The 18549-nt window shown below is 60.0% G+C and carries 21 protein-coding genes; all 21 read right to left on the reverse strand.

Annotated elements, in window-relative coordinates; all coding sequences use genetic code 11:
• Window positions 1-9: 9 nt before the first annotated feature.
• Window positions 10-774, reverse strand: a complete 765-nt coding sequence (locus DKY63_RS12530) for an SDR family NAD(P)-dependent oxidoreductase (RefSeq protein WP_110967917.1) — start codon at window positions 772-774, stop codon at window positions 10-12.
• Between the two features lie 45 nt (window positions 775-819).
• Window positions 820-1860: a ketoacyl-ACP synthase III gene (locus tag DKY63_RS12535; RefSeq protein ID WP_110964378.1), complete on the reverse strand. Its 1041-nt coding sequence runs from the start codon at window positions 1858-1860 to the stop codon at window positions 820-822.
• A gap of 5 nt (window positions 1861-1865) precedes the next feature.
• Window positions 1866-2087 (reverse strand): acyl carrier protein, encoded by a 222-nt coding sequence (locus tag DKY63_RS12540; protein WP_110964379.1) that lies wholly within the window; start codon window positions 2085-2087, stop codon window positions 1866-1868.
• A 99-nt stretch (window positions 2088-2186) separates the two neighbouring features.
• The gene (locus tag DKY63_RS12545; RefSeq protein WP_110964380.1) at window positions 2187-3299 is read right to left on the reverse strand and encodes a DegT/DnrJ/EryC1/StrS family aminotransferase; all 1113 of its coding nucleotides are present in this window, start codon (window positions 3297-3299) and stop codon (window positions 2187-2189) included.
• A gap of 188 nt (window positions 3300-3487) precedes the next feature.
• On the reverse strand, window positions 3488-4624 hold the full coding sequence (gene flhB / locus DKY63_RS12550; protein WP_110964381.1) for a flagellar biosynthesis protein FlhB: 1137 nt from the start codon (window positions 4622-4624) through the stop codon (window positions 3488-3490).
• Between the two features lie 3 nt (window positions 4625-4627).
• Window positions 4628-5413: a flagellar biosynthetic protein FliR gene (gene fliR / locus DKY63_RS12555; protein ID WP_110964382.1), complete on the reverse strand. Its 786-nt coding sequence runs from the start codon at window positions 5411-5413 to the stop codon at window positions 4628-4630.
• A 3-nt stretch (window positions 5414-5416) separates the two neighbouring features.
• Window positions 5417-5686, reverse strand: a complete 270-nt coding sequence (gene fliQ, locus DKY63_RS12560; protein WP_110964383.1) for a flagellar biosynthesis protein FliQ — start codon at window positions 5684-5686, stop codon at window positions 5417-5419.
• Window positions 5683-6441, reverse strand: a complete 759-nt coding sequence (fliP, locus tag DKY63_RS12565) for a flagellar type III secretion system pore protein FliP (RefSeq protein WP_110964384.1) — start codon at window positions 6439-6441, stop codon at window positions 5683-5685. The genes fliQ and fliP overlap by 4 nt, the downstream gene beginning before the upstream one ends.
• Window positions 6441-6908, reverse strand: coding sequence for a flagellar biosynthetic protein FliO (gene fliO / locus DKY63_RS12570; protein ID WP_110964385.1), 468 nt, complete (start codon window positions 6906-6908; stop codon window positions 6441-6443). The genes fliP and fliO overlap by 1 nt, the downstream gene beginning before the upstream one ends.
• On the reverse strand, window positions 6909-7361 hold the full coding sequence (gene fliN, locus DKY63_RS12575) for a flagellar motor switch protein FliN (RefSeq protein WP_110964386.1): 453 nt from the start codon (window positions 7359-7361) through the stop codon (window positions 6909-6911). It lies immediately after the preceding gene.
• 69 nt (window positions 7362-7430) lie between these two features.
• The gene (gene fliM, locus DKY63_RS12580) at window positions 7431-8399 is read right to left on the reverse strand and encodes a flagellar motor switch protein FliM (RefSeq protein WP_110964387.1); all 969 of its coding nucleotides are present in this window, start codon (window positions 8397-8399) and stop codon (window positions 7431-7433) included.
• 9 nt (window positions 8400-8408) lie between these two features.
• A complete protein-coding gene (fliL, locus tag DKY63_RS12585; RefSeq protein ID WP_110964388.1) occupies window positions 8409-8909 on the reverse strand; it encodes a flagellar basal body-associated protein FliL in 501 nt (166 codons plus the stop codon).
• Between the two features lie 212 nt (window positions 8910-9121).
• Window positions 9122-10477, reverse strand: coding sequence for a flagellar hook-length control protein FliK (locus DKY63_RS12590; protein ID WP_110964389.1), 1356 nt, complete (start codon window positions 10475-10477; stop codon window positions 9122-9124).
• Window positions 10478-10560: 83 nt separating this feature from the next.
• On the reverse strand, window positions 10561-10929 hold the full coding sequence (locus tag DKY63_RS12595; RefSeq protein ID WP_110964390.1) for an Hpt domain-containing protein: 369 nt from the start codon (window positions 10927-10929) through the stop codon (window positions 10561-10563).
• A gap of 30 nt (window positions 10930-10959) precedes the next feature.
• The gene (locus tag DKY63_RS12600; protein ID WP_110967918.1) at window positions 10960-12666 is read right to left on the reverse strand and encodes an ATP-binding SpoIIE family protein phosphatase; all 1707 of its coding nucleotides are present in this window, start codon (window positions 12664-12666) and stop codon (window positions 10960-10962) included.
• Between the two features lie 5 nt (window positions 12667-12671).
• Window positions 12672-12971, reverse strand: coding sequence for an STAS domain-containing protein (locus DKY63_RS12605; RefSeq protein WP_110964391.1), 300 nt, complete (start codon window positions 12969-12971; stop codon window positions 12672-12674).
• A gap of 182 nt (window positions 12972-13153) precedes the next feature.
• Complete coding sequence (fliJ, locus tag DKY63_RS12610; protein ID WP_110964392.1) at window positions 13154-13603, reverse strand: flagellar export protein FliJ; 450 nt, start codon at window positions 13601-13603, stop codon at window positions 13154-13156.
• Between the two features lie 6 nt (window positions 13604-13609).
• The gene (gene fliI, locus DKY63_RS12615) at window positions 13610-14968 is read right to left on the reverse strand and encodes a flagellar protein export ATPase FliI (RefSeq protein ID WP_110964393.1); all 1359 of its coding nucleotides are present in this window, start codon (window positions 14966-14968) and stop codon (window positions 13610-13612) included.
• Window positions 14958-15740, reverse strand: a complete 783-nt coding sequence (gene fliH / locus DKY63_RS12620) for a flagellar assembly protein FliH (protein ID WP_110964394.1) — start codon at window positions 15738-15740, stop codon at window positions 14958-14960. The genes fliI and fliH overlap by 11 nt, the downstream gene beginning before the upstream one ends.
• Before the next feature lie 4 nt (window positions 15741-15744).
• Window positions 15745-16764, reverse strand: a complete 1020-nt coding sequence (gene fliG, locus DKY63_RS12625; RefSeq protein ID WP_095195723.1) for a flagellar motor switch protein FliG — start codon at window positions 16762-16764, stop codon at window positions 15745-15747.
• On the reverse strand, window positions 16757-18544 hold the full coding sequence (gene fliF / locus DKY63_RS12630) for a flagellar basal-body MS-ring/collar protein FliF (RefSeq protein WP_110964395.1): 1788 nt from the start codon (window positions 18542-18544) through the stop codon (window positions 16757-16759). The genes fliG and fliF overlap by 8 nt, the downstream gene beginning before the upstream one ends.
• Between the last annotated feature and the right edge of the window lie 5 nt (window positions 18545-18549).

Here is an 18549-nt window from a genome sequence, read left to right on the forward strand (position 1 = left end):
CTTCGGCCCCTAACTGATCGTTAGTCCACCGTCCATCACCAGTGTTGTACCTGTTACCCAACGGCTGGCACTTGAGAGCATGAAGATCGCGGCGTTGGCGATATCCTCAGGTTTGCCAAAGCCCAAAGGATGATCTTCAAGTTTCTGCTCCATGGAGACCATTTTGGCTGCAGCGTCAAATAGCGGTGTTTCGACCAATGAAGGCGACAAGCAGTTGACGCGAATGCGCCGCTTGACGACCTCCATTGCCAGACACCGTGACATGGCAATCAAGGCCGCTTTTGTTCCGGAGTAAGCGCCGACTCCGGGCACGCCGATGTGGGCAGCGATAGAGGCAATAAACAAAATTGATCCATCAACAGCCATCAGGTTGCGCTTCAATATGCCCTGACTAAGCAACATGGGAGCCTCGACGTTGATAGCTTGAACCTCTCTTAAATGGGTCTCGCTCATCATACGGGTCGGACAAAGCCGGGAAATGCCTGCGCTATGGACCAGACCATGGATCTCTGAATCAAGTGCCTTCACTACCGCTTCGCGCTCGGCAGCAACAACCAAGTCAGCCTCAATCATTCGATGAGGCAAATCCGAAATGCTCAGCAGCCCTTCAAACGTTTTTGCCAAACGATCCTGGTCACGGCCCGTGATGATTAGTTCTGCGCCCATGCGGGCGCAACTCAACGCAATGGCTTGCCCCAAACCGGAACTTGCGCCGGTTACCAACACGCGCTTGCCCGCCAAGCTAAACGGATTAAAACCGGTATCGGCACTCACCACCGCATTCTCCAACTAGTGTTAACAGGTACTTTTAAGGAAACTTCAGGATTCGATCAGATCAGGAAACTTCGCCCCGTCGATATCGATCAAGCAGGTGCCCCATGACAAGCCGATACCGAACCCCGACATCAAGACGCGCTTGGGCCCATCTTCAAGCTGCTTGTTGATTCGAGCGGTCATGGTTACGGGCAAAGAAGCGCCACTTGTATTACCGAAATCACGCAAGGTGGAGGGAACTTTTTCTGCCGGAAGTGCCAGTTTCTTGCGGATGGTTTCATTAATCATCCGATTGGCCTGGTGGAAAATGAAATAGTCCACTTCTTCTTTCGAAGCATTTGCGTATTCGAGCAGTTTCTCTACCGCAGGAGGAACTCGCTGAGTCGAGAAACTCAAGACGGCTGTGCCATCGAGCTGAAGATCGACACTGCGCCGCCAGTGATCGTTTTCGTTCTCGCGGTATGGCATCAGGTGTTGAATACCAACGGGTTCGCGATGGCCGCCTACGGGCAATATGATTGCCTTGTGGCCGCTGCCGTCGCTGTTCAAATCAAAGTACATCGGCGGCGCGTCAGCACAGAACTCCATAGCCGTCGCGGTGCCTGCATCGGAGAAAATCGGGTCGTTCATACTGGCACCGCGATCTCCGACCAGAACGAGCCCTTTCTTCACCCCGCCAGCCGCAATCATTGACCCGAGCAGATGCAAGGCGAATGGGTAACCCGAGCACCCCAGGTTGACATCAAAGGCCAGGGTCGTATGCGCCAGGCCCAAACGATCCTGAAGAATGATTGCAGTGGCAGGCGCGAGGTAGTCCGGCGACTGGGTCACAACAATCAGCGCATCAACTTCCTCGCGCTTCCATTCCAGACTTTCCAACAATTTTTCCGCGGCATCAAAAGCCAAATCGGAAAAACACTGCCACTCCTGTGCTAGCCGCCGAAATTCGATACCGATATTACGGACCAGCCTCTCGCGCTCTGGGCGAAGTTGTGGTTTGCAATCAGTCAGGTTGGAAATAACGCGTGTGGGGACGCAGGTTGCCATTCCAGCGAAACGCACGGATTTCAACGTAGCAAGTGGCATATCGACTAACCTAGCAAGTTATAAAGATCACCGACAGTGACAGCCTTTTCCAGGTCATCCCCAGTGATTACTTTCTGGTATTCCATGTCAAACATGACGATAACACCCAATGCCGCCAGAGAGTCCCACTCAGGCAGATTGCGCAGTTCGGATTCCATCGTCACTTCAACCGGTGTTTGAAAATCGGTGGCAGACAGGAAGTTTTCAATAAATTGTTCTTGGCTCATCTTACAGCTCCATCAAATAATAAACTGCAGCAAAACATTCTTTTATCTCCCAGGAAACAGCACGTTCAAATGCCTAACCCACTCGAACAAAATGAACAATCAGCCACCACCCGTGCGAATGATTGACACGATCTTCTTGACATCCGCCAACTCAAGACCAGGATAAATCGGCAGACAAATAATTTTCCCTGCCACTTCCTCAGCATTGCTTAACGGATGTCGACGCAACTCCGCCATTTCTTTATACACTGACAACTCGGTAATCAGCGGATAGAAATAGCGACGCGCAAATATATTGTGTTTTTGTAGCAAGTGATAAAGCTGATCACGTGTAAGCCCGTACTCTTCCCCTACCAAAATGGGGAAATAGGCGTAGTTCGAAACTTGCGATGGCACAGGCGATTTCAATTCGATCCCGGGTATTGACCCCAGTTGCTCGCGATAGGAGTGATCGATTTCCTTGCGCTGCTGCAGGGCGTGATCAATATGCTGTAACTGCAAGAGCCCAAACGCGGAGTTAAGCTCACTCATTTTCCCGTTGATACCGCAGGTCACTACCGTGACCTCATCAACGAAACCGAAATTTCTCAACTGATCCACGTACAACTTGGTTTCTGCATCAGGACTGATAATGGCCCCGCCCTCAAACGTATTAAATACCTTGGTGGCATGCAGGCTTAAAACACTGAGGTCGCCATGGCGCAGAATACTGCCGCCCTTATCCTGCACGCCAAAGGCATGCGCTGCATCGTAAATAACCCGCAAGCCATGCTTATCGGCAATACGCTGGATCGCCTCGACATCACAGGCGTTACCATAACAATGCACCGGCATAATGGCGGTCGTGTGCTCAGTGATGGCGCGTTCTATTTGATCTGGATCAATATTAAAGGTTTGCGGATTGATATCGACAAACACTGGAGTCAGTCGATTCCAGACTAATGCATGGGCCGTGGCGGCAAAGGAATAAGGGGTGGTGATAACCTCCCCGGTCACCTGCAAGGCTTGCAGCGCCGTAATCAACGCCAGCGTACCGTTGGTGAATAACGACAGATGCCCTACACCCAAGTAACGAGCCAATGCCTGCTCTAATTCCTGGTGAAAGGGGCCGTTATTGGTCAGCCGCTTGCTATGCCATATCTGCTCGAGATAGGGAATAAACTCTTCCAATGGCGGCAAGAGCGGACTGGTAACCGAGATTATTTTTTCCATGCAGTATTATTTCTTGTCGGACCACGCATCCCACAGAGGAATTGAATTCCCCACCGCAACTCCAGGCCATATCTGGCAGAGGCTGCGAAGTCAAAAAAATAGCTATTTCCCGGACCCCACTCACTAGCAAAGCAATAATCCGGCCAAAATCTGAAGATATTGGGTAGCCACCCCAAAAGGTTTCCACCTCAAGCATCACGCCTAAGGTCTGGCGGAATCGGCAGATCATCCTTGAGCGGCTCCGGCCGCTTGCCCTTGCCCGCCTTGTACTGACGAATCTGATAGACATACGCCAGCACCTGAGCAACGGCGAGGTACAGGCCGCCCGGAATTTCCTGCTCCAGCTCGGTGGAGTAATAAATCGACCGCGCCAGCGCCGGGGACTCCAGCAGCAGGATCTCGTTGGCTGCCGCAATCTCACGAATCTTCAACGCCAAAAAGTCGCTGCCCTTGGCGATCAGCATCGGCGCGCCGCCCTTGTCCGGGTCGTACTTGAGCGCCACGGCATAGTGGGTCGGGTTGGTGATGACCACGTCGGCCTCGGGTACCGCCGCCATCATCCGGCGCTGGGAGATCTCGCGCTGTACCTGACGAATCCGTTGCTTGACCTCAGGCCGACCTTCCTGGTCCTTGTGCTCGTCTTTGATTTCCTGCTTGGTCATCTTCAGCTTCTTGATGCTTTCCCACAGCTGGATCGGTACGTCCACGGCGGCGATGATGATCAGACCGCAGGCCATCCACAGCGTGCTCCAGCCAACCACCTGCAGACTGTGAGTGATCGCCCGGTCCAGCGGCTCGTGGGCGATGCGCAGCAGGTCGTCAATGTCCGACGACAGCACCACAAGAGCCACGAACAGGACGATGAAAAATTTCGCCAGGGCCTTCAACAACTCAGCCACGGACTTGGTCGAGAACATGCGCTTGAGACCGGCGCCGGGGTTCATCCGGCTGAACTTGGGCGCCATGGTGCCGGCGGAGAACAGCCAGCCACCCAGGGAAATCGGGCCGATCAGCGCGGCCAGCAGCAAGGTGATCATCACCGGCTGAATCGCCAGCAAGGCGATTTTCCCGGAATGCAGCAGGAAGATGCCCATCGAGCGCTGGTCCAGCACCACGTCCCGGGACAGGGAGAAGTTCAGGCGCATCAGGTCCATCATTTCCTGCGCAAGGGCACCGCCGAAAATCAGCAGCGCACTGGCACCGGCGAGCATGATCGCCAGGGTATTGAGTTCCTTGGAACGGGCGATCTCACCCTTCTCACGGGCGTCCTTTTTCTTTTTCTCCGTGGGGTCTTCTGTTTTGTCTTCGCTATCACTCTCAGACATGGCTCAGCTCGCCCTCGCCAGTTCGCGTAAAAACTGCAGGGCCTCGGTGGCCAGCGGTTGATACTGATTGAGAATGTCCGCCAGACCGACCCACATGATGAACATGCCGAGCACCAGGGTCAGCGGGAAGCCGATGGAGAAAATGTTCAATTGCGGCGCCGCCCGGGTCATCACGCCAAACGCGATGTTGACCACCAGCAGCGCGGTGATCGCCGGCAGCACCAGTACCAGCGCCGCACCCAGCACCCAACCCAGCTTGCCGGCCAGCTCCCAGTAGTGGTTGGTCATCAGCCCACTGCCCACCGGCAGCGTGGTGAAGCTCTCGGTGAGCACCTCGAACACCACCAGATGGCCATTCATCGCCAGGAACATCAGGGTCACCAGCATGGTGAAGAACTGCCCGATCACCGCCACCGACACCCCGTTGGTCGGGTCGACCATCGAGGCGAAACCCATGCCCATCTGGATCGCGAGGATCTGCCCCGCCACCACGAAGGCCTGGAAGAACAGTTGCAGGGAGAAACCGAGGATCGCGCCAATCAGAATCTGCTCGCCAATCAGCATCCACCCGCTCAGCGCCAGGGCATTGACCGGCGGCATGGGCGGCAGGCTGGGAGCGAGCACCACGGTGATGGCCAGGGCGAAGTAAAGACGAATGCGCTTGGGCACCAGCGAGGTGCCGAACACCGGCATGACCATCAACAAGGCGCCGATGCGAAACAGCGGCAACATGAAGGCCGCGACCCAGGTACTGATCTGGGTATCTGTCAGTTGCAGCAGCGACGGCATGGTTTAGCCGATGACCTGCGGAATGCTGTGATACAGCTGCAGGATGTACTCCATGAAAGTCTGTACCAGCCACGGGCCGGCCACGATCAGGGTCACCAGCATCACCAAAAGACGCGGCAGGAAGCTCAGGGTCTGTTCGTTGATCTGCGTGGCGGCCTGGAACATCGCCACGATCAGGCCCACCAGCAGGCTCGGGATCACCAGTACCGCGACCATCAGGGTGGTCAGCCACAAGGCTTCGCGGAAGATGTCGACGGCGACTTCCGGCGTCATGGCGAGACACCTCCGAAACTGCTGGCCAGGGTGCCGATGATCAGCGCCCAGCCGTCCACCAGCACGAACAGCATGATTTTGAATGGCAGGGAAATGATCAACGGTGACAACATCATCATACCCATCGCCATGAGGATACTGGCCACCACCAGGTCGATGATCAGGAACGGAATGAAGATCATGAAACCGATCTGGAACGCGGTTTTAAGCTCCGAGGTCACGAACGCCGGTACCAGAATGGTCAGCGGCGCCTGATCGGGGGTCGCGATGTCGGTGCGCTTGGACAGGCGCATGAACAGCTCCAGATCGCTGGTGCGGGTCTGGGCGAGCATGAAGTCCTTGATCGGCACCTGGGCCTTGGCCACCGCATCCTGGGCGCTCATCTTTTCCGCCAGGTACGGCTGCAAGGCATCCTGGTTCACCCGGTCGAACACCGGAGCCATGATGAACAGGGTCAGGAACAGCGCCATGCCCGTGAGGATCTGGTTCGACGGTGTCTGCTGCAGGCCCAGGGCCTGACGCAGGATCGAGAAGACGATGATGATCCGGGTAAAGCTGGTCATCAGCATGACGAACGCCGGGATGAAACTCAGCGCGGTCATGATCAGCAGGATTTGCAGGCTGACCGAATATTCCTGCGCGCCCTGAGCGTTGGTGCCCAGGGTGATGGCCGGAATCGACAACGGATCGGCGGCGAACGCCAGCGGCGCAGCCAGCATCAGGGCCAGCGTCAAGACGATGCGTAACGCACCCATCACTTCTTATCCTTCTGATCCTTGCCCAACAGCTCCATCAGGCGCTGGGCAAACTCGGGGGTGGCTTTCTCGGTGTTGCCCGGCACCTGCACCGGCTCCTTGAGCACATGCAGCGCGGTGATGGTACCAGGGCTCAGGCCGAGCAGAATCTGCTCATTGCCCACTTGCACCAGCACCAGACGGTCGCGCGGGCCGAGCGCACGGGAGCCGACCAGTTCGATCACCTGCCCTTTGCCCGCAGGTCCCGCCTGCTGGACCCGACGCAACAGCCAGGCGAGGAAGAAGATCAGCCCCACCACCAGCAACAAACCCAGCACCAGCTGGGTCAATTGCCCGGCCACGCCACTGCTGGCCATAGGCGCGGCAGCGGTCACGGCTGTCGTTGCGGCCGTCGTTGCAGCAGGTTCGGCAGCCAGCACGCTGAGCGGCAATACCAGCGCCGACAGAACACCCAGGAGCTTTTTCACTCAGCGCAGCTTCTTGATGCGTTCGCTTGGGCTGATCACGTCCGTCAGGCGGATACCAAACTTCTCGTTGACCACCACCACTTCGCCGTGGGCGATGAGGGTGCCGTTGACCAGCACGTCCAGCGGCTCGCCGGCCAGGCGATCAAGCTCGATCACCGAACCCTGGTTGAGTTGCAGCAGGTTGCGGATGTTGATGTCGGTGCTGCCCACTTCCATGGAGATCGACACCGGAATGTCGAGGATCACGTCCAGGTTCGGACCGTCCATGCTCACCGGTTCGTTGCTTTTCGGCGCGCTGCCGAACTCTTCCATGGGCACGCGGTTACCGCTGGAAATGCCTGCATCGGCCGCCAGCAGTGCGTCGATGTCGGCCTGGCCGCCATCACCGGATTCTTCCAGGGCCGCAGCCCACTCGTCAGCCAGCGCCTGGTCGTTGTTCATATCGTCAGTCATCAATGGGTCCTCGGCAGGCCACCTTTGGAGGGGAAGCCGTCAGTTAAATACGAATGTGTGAGGCGCCGTTCAACGGCGCTCGATCGGCTCGATCACTTGCAACGCGAGGTTGCCCTTGTGCGAGCCCATCTTGACCTTGAAGGCCGGCACGCCGTTGGCGCGCATGATCATGTCTTCGGGCATTTCCACCGGGATGATGTCGCCGGGCTGCATATGCAGGATGTCGCGCAGTTTCAACTGGCGACGTGCGACGGTGGCGCCAATCGGCACGTCGACATCCATGACGTCCTGGCGCAGGGCGTTGACCCAGCGCTCGTCCTGGTCGTCGAGGTCGGACTGGAAACCGGCGTCGAGCATTTCGCGCACCGGCTCGATCATCGAATACGGCATGGTCACGTGCAGGTCGCCGCCACCGCCATCGAGTTCGATGTGGAAGGTCGACACCACGATGGCTTCGCTCGGGCCGACGATGTTGGCCATGGCCGGGTTCACTTCCGAGTTGATGTACTCGAAGTTCACTTCCATGATCGCTTGCCAGGCTTCCTTCAAGTCGATGAAGGCCTGCTCCAGCACCATGCGCACCACGCGCAACTCGGTCGGGGTGAATTCACGACCTTCGATCTTCGCGTGACGGCCGTCACCGCCGAAGAAGTTGTCCACCAGCTTGAACACCAGCTTGGCGTCGAGGATGAACAGCGCGGTGCCGCGCAGCGGTTTGATCTTGACCAGGTTGAGGCTGGTTGGCACGTACAGCGAGTGCACGTATTCGCCGAACTTCATCACCTGCACGCCGCCGACCGCCACGTCCGCCGAGCGCCGCAGCATGTTGAACATGCTGATACGCGTGTAGCGGGCGAAACGTTCGTTGATCATCTCCAGGGTCGGCATGCGTCCGCGGACGATGCGGTCCTGGCTGGTCAGGTCGTAGCTTTTGACGCTGCCGGGCTCGGCAACGGTATCGGTCTGGACCAGGCCATCGTCCACGCCATGCAACAGCGCGTCGATCTCGTCCTGGGACAGGAGGTCCTGCACGGCCATGTCGTGTACCTACTGCAATACGAAATTAGTGAAGAGCAACTGTTCGACAACCACTTTGCCGAGTTCTTTCTGCGCCACTTCCTGGACGCTGGCCGTGGCTTTCTGGCGCAGCATTTCCTGACCTACCGGGGATGCGAGCGTGGCGAAATCCTGACCGGAGAACAGCATCACCAGGTTATTGCGAATCACCGGCATATGAACCTTGAGCGCATCCAGATCGGCCTGGTTGCGACCAAGCATGGTGATGCTCACCTGCATGTAGCGCTGGCGGCCGTTCTGGTTGTAGTTGGCGACAAACGCCGGTGCCATCGACTCGAAAATCGCCGGCTGCTTGCCCACCGGCGCCACGTCGGCGGCCGGGGCCGGCTTGCTCTGAGCGCCGTGCATGAAGTACCAGGTCGCCCCCACGGACAAACCGATCGCCAGCAGCAGGGCCACTACGATCAGGATAATCAGCTTGAGTTTGCCTTTGGTTGCGGGGTCTTTAACTGCTGCGTCGCTCTTCGCCATGCCAATAATCCGTCACTATTCGGGGTTTCACAGTCGCACGGATAGGGAAGAGCAAGTGTTATGCCAGAACGATCGGGAGGAGAGAACGCCACAAAACCACTGTAGGAGCGAGCCTGCTCGCGATGCGATCCGTCAGGCACTGATGAGGTGTCTGATATACCGCTATCGCGAGCAGGCTCGCTCCTACAGAGTGGCTGAGTGTTTGAGTTGGATCAGGCGTAGTAGTCGACGGCGCTGGTGCCGATCACGCTGGTCACCGGGGCGGCGACTTCGGCAATGGCCGGGGTGAGTTCGTCGTCCATGGCGTCGAGGCGACCACCACTGGCATTGGTTCGGCCGCTCTGGCTCTGTTGCGCCTGTTCTTGCCCTTGCTGCGAACCCCGGGACTGGTCGGACACGTTGACATCCACCTGCCCCATGCCCTGCTGCGCGAACATGTCACGCAGGCGATGCATCTGCCCGTCGAGGGCTTCGCGAACGCCGGGATGAGCGCTCATGAAGGTCACCTGAGTCTGCTGGTCCGGCACCATGTTCACCCGGATATCCAGGCGCCCCAGCTCAGCCGGTTGCAGCTGGATGTCCGCCGCCTTGAGATTGGCGCTGGACAGGTACATGACCCGGTTCACCACTTCTTCGGTCCAGCCGCTCTGATGCATGGCGATGGGCTGGTTGACCGGTATGGCGTTGGCGGTTTTCGGCGTGGCCGCTTGCGTGAGCGCCGCCAGACGGTTGGCGAAGTCATCGACACGGGTATCGCTGCTGGCAGACTTCAAATCCTTGAGACCGTCGTCGATCAGGCCGCTGAAGGCCTTGTCACCGCCTTGGCTGGTGCTGTCCTTGCTGGTCTGCACATCGAGCATGCTGGCCATGCCGGCGGCAAAGTTCTGCGCCGAGGTCTGCTCGCCGTCGGCCTGTGCCTGGGCGGGTGTCGGTGCGGCCTTGGGCTGCGCCTGACTGGACGCCGATACATGGCCGCTCTGCTCCATCGCCATACGGACGGCGGGCAGTGCGTCGAGTGGATCGGCTTCGGGATCGAAATCGGTGTCGGCGGCGGCAACCGCCTGCGCTGGTACCGCGGTGGCAGCGGCGACCTGAATCGGTGGCTGTTGCGGTTCGACTACCGGCTGTACAACCGGCGCGGGCACAGTGACCGTCGGCTGCACGGCCTGCAGCAGCGCAGGGTCGAGCGTCGGGTCAACCGGCGTGGTATCGGCTACGGGTGGCTGTGCTGCGTCGGCCGTCTCATCGCTGGCGGTCTGGTCATCAGACTGCGCCGGCTTTTCGGCGGGCAAGGATTTGCCGCTATCGGCAACCACCGGCTCGTCGGCGGCAGGCTTGTCATTGACAGCATCCTTCTTGCCGGCGCTGTCCGCCACCTTGTCACGCGCTGGTTTGGCCGAACCGTCTGCCGCAGGAGCAGGCTTGTTCGACGCCTGTTTGGCGTACACCTGAGCGAAGCTGGAACCCTTGTCCCCGGGCTCGGCGGCCTGTGCCACAGAATTGGCACTTGCGGCTTGAGTCTTGGCCTGCGCGGCGGCCTGAAGAAGAATATTGGGGGTAACGGGCATTTAACGGTCTCCGCTGCACTGGGATCGTAGGTACAGTTGGGAGACTTGACTGCAAAGGTCGCGCCAGTTTTGCCTTATCGCATTCAATAAGGCCGAACGGTCGCAATGGCAGAGGGCGAACGCTGTTGCTCCTGCTCATACAGAGGACGGATAAACGCGAACTCCCGGGCGATTTCGGCAACCAGCGACTCCACGCCTGACAGGTTGCGTTCTTTTGCCCTGTGCTCAAGGTCATGGCACAGCCCGGCGAGGCGAATCGCCCCCATGTTGCTGCTGCTGCCCTTGAAGCTGTGGGCGGCTTCAAACAATTGCGTGGCGTCGACAGCCACAGTCAATTGCCGCAACCGTTGTTCGGAGTCCGCGAGGAAGGTATCGATCAATGTCGAGAACTCATCCTCCATGACGTCACGCAACGCGCTTAGCACGTCCGGATCTAAATGTATGTCAGCCACTTGCTCACTCCTTGATCAAGAATGCGCGGATTATGCCAGAGCCTCCCAGAAAAACTCCACGCGGGCACTGCGACCATCGTCGGACCAACCGGCATTACGCCCCAACTGACGGATCAGACTGACGCCACGTCCCGACAAACGGACAGGGTCCACCGGACGTTGCATCACTCGTTCGACATCAAAACCCTTGCCGCTGTCCTCGACGCGAATCACCAGGCAACCACCCTCGCCCCGGGGCGAGACCTGCAGATGGACCCGCACGTAACCATCTTCAAGTGCTTCCAGGCGCGCATTGCGCTCCTGGTAATAACGGGCAAACCCGCTGACATCGCGCTTGAGGCTTGAGTCCAGCCCCAACACGCCGTGCTCCAGGGCGTTGGAATACAACTCGGCAAGCACGCTGTACAGCGCCCCGCTCTGCGCCCGCAGGCCGTGCACCTCAAGCAACAGTTGCAACAGGTACGGCAGTGGATTGAAGCGTTTGAGCGTCGCGGCGCGAAATTCGAAACTCACCGACCAGTCCAGCGGACAGGACTGGCCGCTGTCGGAATAGATCGGGGCCGGCGGGCTGAGCAGGGCCGGATCCAGCAGGCTGATTTCAACCATGCTGACATCGTCCCGGGTTTCGCCGCGAAAATCCCGCAGCGCCTGCTCGATCTCCTCGAACAGTGCATCGGGTTGGCGATTGGCCGCAAACACCTGCTGCAAGCGCTCCACGCCAAACAACTGATCGTTGGCGTCGCAGGTATCGATCACCCCGTCGGACAACAGGAATACCCGGTCATCGAGCGCCATCGGGAAGACTTCGGTGCGGTCATCGAAGGTTTGCGGGCTCAACACACCCAGCGGCAAATGCCGGGCTTTCAACGGCGTGCGCTCACCCGTGGCAATGCTGTGCAGGTAACCATCGGGCATGCCGCCATTCCAGACCTCCACCGAACGTCGTTGAAAACTCAGGTTCAACAGCGTGGCACAACAGAACATGTCCACCGGCAGGATGCGTTTGAGCTTGGCATTCATCTCGCGCAGGGTTTCCGGCAAGCCGTAGCCCTTGGCGGTCATGCCATAAAACACTTCGGCCAGCGGCATCGCGCCGACCGCCGCCGGCAAGCCGTGGCCGGTGAAATCGCCCAGCAGCACATGCATGTCGCCAGAGGGAGTGAACGCCGCCAGCAACAAATCACCGTTGAACAGCGCGTAAGGGGATTGCAGATAGCGGATGTTGGGAGCATTCAGGCAGCCGGAATGGGCCACCTTGTCGAACACCGCCTTGGCCACCCGCTGCTCGTTGAGCAGATAGTCGTGATGCCGGGCAATCTGGTCGCGCTGCTGCAATACCGTCGCCTGCAGCCGTCGCAGGCGATCCATCGCCTTGATCTTGGCGGCGAGGATCACCTGGTTGTAGGGTTTCGCCAGAAAATCGTCACCCCCGACCTCCAGGCAGCGGGCCAGGGCTTCGCTTTCGGACAACGAGGTGAGGAAGATGATTGGCACCAGGGTTTCACCGGCCAGTTCCTTGATCTGCCGGGCCGCTTCGAAGCCATCCATCACTGGCATCATCGCGTCCATCAGCACCAGCTGCGGACGCTGCTGGCGAAAGGCTTCGACCGCTTCGGCACCGTTGGCCGCCGTCAGCACTTGATGGCCCTGACGCCGGACGATGCTCGACAGCAGCATGCGATCGGCCGCGCTGTCTTCGGCGATCAGTATCGTCAGCGATTCGTGTGCAGGCTGCACGGCGTTCAACTGATGTCGAACAGTTTGTCGAAATTGGAGATCGCGAGAATTTTTCGCACGTCTGAGCTGCTGTTGACCACGCGAATATTGGAATCGTCGCCACCGGCATGGTCACGCAACAGCAGCAACATGCCCAGCGCGGAGCTGTCCAGGTAGGTCGCCTCTTTCAAGTCGATCACGACGGCGGCCAGATCCCGGCTCTCGTAGGATTCGCGAAATTCCTGATGTTTGGCGAAATCGAATCGTCCCTTGACCGAGATCGTCAGTTTTTGGCCATCGGGGGAAACTTCGGTAATGACTGACATTTCATGGCTTCCTTGTCATTGGTGAACCTTCTTGTACAAGGTGTAGCATTTGGTAAAGGTTGCGGCAAGGCTGGACATTGCGGCGTCTGGCGAATCGCTATCGCGGGCAAGCCTTGCTCCTACAGAGGCTCGACGCGAACCTGTAGGAGCAAGGCTTGCCCGCGATGAACGATTACGCGGATTCAATATTGTTCCTGCCGAGGCAACCGCTGGGACAACTCATCCAGCAACTTCTGCTCCCGCTTGTCCTCAATCGCCCGCGCCTCATCCGCGTAACGCTGCACCAGCTTGCGCAAACCCTCGACCCGGGCGAACGCCTGTTGCCAGGTTTCCCGCGCCTTGTTCAGGTTGTTCTGGTGCCAGGCCAGGCTCTGACGCTGTTGATCGATGGCGGTGCCCAGTTGCGCCAGAAAGCCTTGATAACCCAGCAGCCACTGCCCCGACACACCACCGCTGCCGCGCACGATCCACTGTTCCTGATAATCGAGGCGAAAGGCTTCAAGGTCAGCCAGCTTGCTCTCGGCCAGCCGCACCTGCCCCTGAAAATGCCCCAGGCGCTGGACCGCGGTTTTCTCGGCCTTTTCGGCCATTTCCACCACGGGAGCCAGGCGCCCTGCGCGAGTCTGGGCCATGAGCGGTTAACCGCCCGCCGCCGGCGCGAAGATCGACGCCAGATAGGCTTCGCTTTCGCCCAGGCTGATGCTGTCATTGAGCCCCTGGCGCAGGTATTTGACCAGTTGCGGTTGCAGGGAAATCGCCAGGTCGGTTTCGCGATCGCCGCCGGCCACGTAGGCACCGACGCTGATCAGGTCCCGGCTCTGTTGATAGCGCGACCACAGTTGCTTGAAGTACTGCGCCCGGGTCATGTGCTCCGGCGACACCACCGCCGGCATGACCCGGCTGATGGACGCCTCGATATCGATGGCCGGGTAGTGGCCTTCCTCGGCCAGCCGCCGCGACAGCACGATGTGCCCGTCGAGCACGCCTCGCGCGGAGTCGGCAATCGGGTCCTGTTGGTCATCGCCTTCAGACAGCACCGTATAGAACGCGGTGATCGAACCGCCGCCCTTCTCGGCGTTACCGGCCCGCTCCACCAGTTTCGGCAATTTGGCGAACACCGACGGCGGATAACCCTTGGTCGCTGGCGGTTCGCCGATGGCCAGGGCGATTTCCCGCTGGGCCTGGGCGAAACGGGTCAGGGAATCCATCAGCAACAGGACATTCTTGCCCTTGTCGCGGAAATATTCGGCGATGCGCGTGCAATACATGGCCGCACGCAGGCGCATCAGCGGCGCATCGTCCGCTGGCGACGCCACCACCACCGAACGCTTGAGCCCTTCTTCACCGAGGATGTGCTCGATGAATTCTTTAACCTCACGACCCCGCTCGCCGATCAGCCCGACGACGATGATGTCGGCCTCGGTGAAGCGGGTCATCATGCCCAGCAACACGGATTTACCCACACCGGTACCGGCGAACAGGCCGAGTCGCTGGCCGCGACCGACCGTCAACATGCCGTTGATACTGCGGATCCCCACGTCCAGCGGCTCGCTGATCGGCTCGCGCTTGAGCGGGTTGATGGTCGGGCCGTCCATCGGCACCCAGTCCTCGGCCTTCATCCCGCCCTTGCCATCGAGCGCGCGACCGGCGCCATCGAGCACCCGCCCGAGCATGCTCATGCCCATCGGCAGGCGCCCGCTTTCCATCAGCGGCACCACGCGAGCGCCGGGGGCGATACCGGCCACGCTGCCGACCGGCATCAGGAACACTTTGCTGCCGGAGAAGCCCATGACTTCGGCTTCGACCTGCACCGGGTGATAACTGTCGTCGTTGATGACCATGCAGCGGCTGCCCATGGCGGCGCGCAAGCCTTCGGCTTCGAGGGTCAGGCCGACCATGCGCAGCAGGCGGCCTTCGAGGATCGGCGCGCCTGCCAGTTGCGTGGCCTCGGCATAGCTGCCCAGGCGCTTGGCGAAACTGGTGCGTTCAAGGCGCATCGGGAATGTCCGCCGCCGCAGGCTTGCTGTCGATCGGCAGGTCCAGGGTCACGTCGGCCTCGGCAGGGTGCAGGGCCTGTTCGTGGAGTTGGTCGAACAACTTGTCCATCACCCGCACGACCCGGGTTTCCACGGTGGCATCGATCCGGCTGTGCTCGGTCTCGACCCGGCAACCGCCGGGCAATAGCGACTCGTCCTCGACGATGCGCCAGGTTTCTTCATGGCGCTCGCGCAGGGCTTTGACCTGGGCGAAATCCTGCGGATTGATGTACAGCCGCACGTTGTCCACGCCCAGCGGCAGGAGCTTGAGGGCTTCGCGCATGACGTGCTCGATCTGGCTCGAATCGATGGCCAGTTCGCGCTGGATCACCTGGCGGGTGATGTGCTGCACCAGGTCGACCAGGGATTTTTCAATCAGGGTGTCCTGTTCGGCGATGGGCTCGAACAGGTGCGCCATCAGTTGCTCCAGCCCGGCGAGCTTGGGTGCCAGCGCGGCTTCCGCTTCCTGACGGACCTTGAGCGTGGTGCTGTGGAAACCTTCACGCTCGCCGACCGCGAAGCCTTCGTTGTAGGCCTCCTGACGAATGCTTTCGAGTTCTTCGAGGGTCAGCGGCTGGACTTCTTCCAGCGGCACTTCCTCGATTTCCGGCGGTTCGGGCTCAGGTTCCGGCTCGGGTTCCGGCGGGTCGAAGCTGGGCAGCGCCCAGGTATCGAAACCACTGACATCCCTGGCCCGGATCAGGTCAGTGGGTGAATCGTCATGCTTGGCCATGGTGTTAGATCATTTCCTCGCCGCCTTTGCCACCGAGCACGATTTCTCCGGCTTCGGCCATACGACGGGCGATGGTGAGGATTTCCTTCTGCGCGGTCTCCACGTCGCTGACGCGCACCGGGCCCTTGGCTTCGAGGTCGTCGCGCAGCAGTTCGGCGGCACGCTTGGACATGTTCTTGAAGATCTTCTCCTTGACGTTCTCGTCCGACCCCTTGAGGGCCAGCACCAGCACGTCGGAGGACACTTCGCGCAGCAACGCCTGGATCCCGCGGTCGTCGACATCGGCCAGGTTGTTGAACACGAACATGAGGTCTTCGATCTGACCGGACAGGTCTTCGTCGACTTCGCGGATCGAGTCCATGAGCTGGCCTTCGATCGAGCTGTCGAGGAAGTTCATGATGTCGGCCGCACGCTTGATGCCACCCAGGGTGGTGCGCGAGGCATTCGAGTTGCCGGAGAACTGCTTCTCGAGAATCTGGTTGAGTTCCTTCAGGGCCGCCGGCTGCACGGTGTTGAGCGAGGACACCCGCAGGATGATGTCCAGGCGCACCTTATGGTCAAAGTTGCCGAGCACTTCACCGGCCTGATCCGGATCGAGATACGCCACCACGATCGCCTGGATCTGCGGGTGCTCGTAACGGATCACGTCGGCGACGGCGCGCGGTTCCATCCATTTCAGGCTGTCCAGGCCGCTGGTGTTGCCACCGAGCAGGATGCGATCGATCAGGCCGTTGGCCTTGTCCTCGCCCAGGGCCTGGGTGAGCATCTTGCGCACGTAGTCGTCGGAGCCGACGCCCAGGCTGGTCTGATCGCCGACGATGTCGACGAACTCGCTCATGACCTGCTCGACCTGCTCGCGGTGTACGTTGCCCATCTGGGCCATGGCCACACCCACACGCTGGACCTCTTTGGGCCCCATGTGGCGCAGCACCTGGGCGGCGTCGGTAGAACCCAGGGACAGCAGCAGGATCGCGGCTTTGTCGACCTTGGTCAGTTTGGCGGCAACGGCTCGGTTATCACTCATCTGCGTTAATCCACTCTTTCACGACCTGAGCCACACGACCCGGGTCTTCTGCCACCAGACTCTTGATTGCGTTCAGTTGGGCATCATAGCCCTCACTCGGGCTCGGCAGCAGGATGCTGGTCGGACCGCCGAGGCTGACACGATCGTTGGCCAGTTCGCCATCCAGACCGCCCATGCCACCCAGCTCGACGTCGCTGCCGATGCCGGCCAGTTGCTTGCCTTTGCCGCCGCCGGTGATGTTGTTGAGCACCGGACGCAGCACACCGAACACCAGTACCAGAATGAACAGGACACCCAGCACTTGCTTGACGATGTCCCAGAACCACGGCTGGGAATAGAACGGAATGTCGGCAATCACTTCGCCGCGATCGGCCGAGAACGGCATGTTGATCACGCTCACGCTGTCGCCACGGCTGGCGTCGAAACCGACCGCGTCCTGCACCAGACGGGTAAAGCGTGCCAATTCATCGGCGCTCCATGGCGCACGAGTGGTCTCGCCGTTGGCCGGGTTGACCTTGACCTGATCGTCCACCACTACCGACACCGACAGGCGATTCAGGCGACCCTGCTGCTGCTTGGTGTGGCTGATGGAACGGTCGAGTTCGAAGTTCTTGGTCGATTGCTGACGCTTGTCCGCCGGGTACGGCGCCAACATCGGCTGGCCGGTGGCCGGGTCCATGATTTGCTGGCCGTTGGCATCGACCAGCGGCTGGCCTGGCTGCACCATGCCCGCCGCTCCAGGCGTACCGCCGGTGGTTTGCGGCGCGGAAGCCGGCGACGGTGGCTGGTTGCTGAGGGCACCCGGTACACCTTGCGGACCATTACTCGCGGTCCGTTGTTCGTTGACCGACTGCTCGCTGCGCAGGGCCGGCTGATCCGGGTTGAACTGCTCGGAGGTCGACTCGACGGCGCTGAAGTCCACATCGGCCGAGACCTCAGCCTTGTAGCGATCATTGCCCAGCACCGGCTCGAGGATGTTGTGCACACGCTGGGTGAGCATGCTTTCCATGCGGCGGCTGTAATCGAATTGCTTGCCGGCCATGGTCAGTTCGGAGTTTTCCGCCTGGTCGGACAGCAGGTTGCCCTTCTGGTCGACCACGGTGATTTGCGACTTGCTCAGCTCGGGAACGCTGGTCGCCACCAGGTTAATGATGGCCACGACCTGGCCCGGCTCCAGCGAGCGACCGGAATACAGTTCAACCAATACCGAAGCACTCGGCTTGCGCTCGTCGCGCACGAACACCGAACTCTTCGGAATCGCCAGGTGCACGCGGGCACCCTTGACGTTGTTCAGGCTGGAGATGGTGCGCGCCAGTTCGCCTTCCAGGCCGCGACGATAACGGGTCGCTTCCATGAACTGGCTGGTGCCCAGGCCCTGCTCCTTATCGAGGATCTCGAAACCGACGTTGCCGTCGCTGGGAGTGACACCAGCGGCCGCCAGTTTCAGGCGCGCACGGGACAGGTCATCGGCCTTGACCAGCAAGGCACCGGAATTGGGTTCGACGTTGTAGGGAATATCGGCGGCGGCCAGGGTGTCCATGACCTGCTTGGTGTCCATGCCGGCAAGGCTGCCGTACAGCGGACGGTAATCCGGCTGCTGGGACCACAACACCACGGCAAAACCAATCGCCACGCTCGCGGCCAGGCCAACCAGCAGGCCGACCTGACGCAGCATGGTCATTTCGGAAAGGTTTTCCAGGAAAGACAACCCGAACAGCGGCGGTTTGCCCTCTGTCGGCGCGGCCTTGGCCGGAACGTTATCGGCGACTGCTTCTGCCATGACTC

This window comes from Pseudomonas putida (assembly GCF_003228315.1).
In the GTDB taxonomy this organism is placed as follows: domain Bacteria; phylum Pseudomonadota; class Gammaproteobacteria; order Pseudomonadales; family Pseudomonadaceae; genus Aquipseudomonas; species Aquipseudomonas putida_S.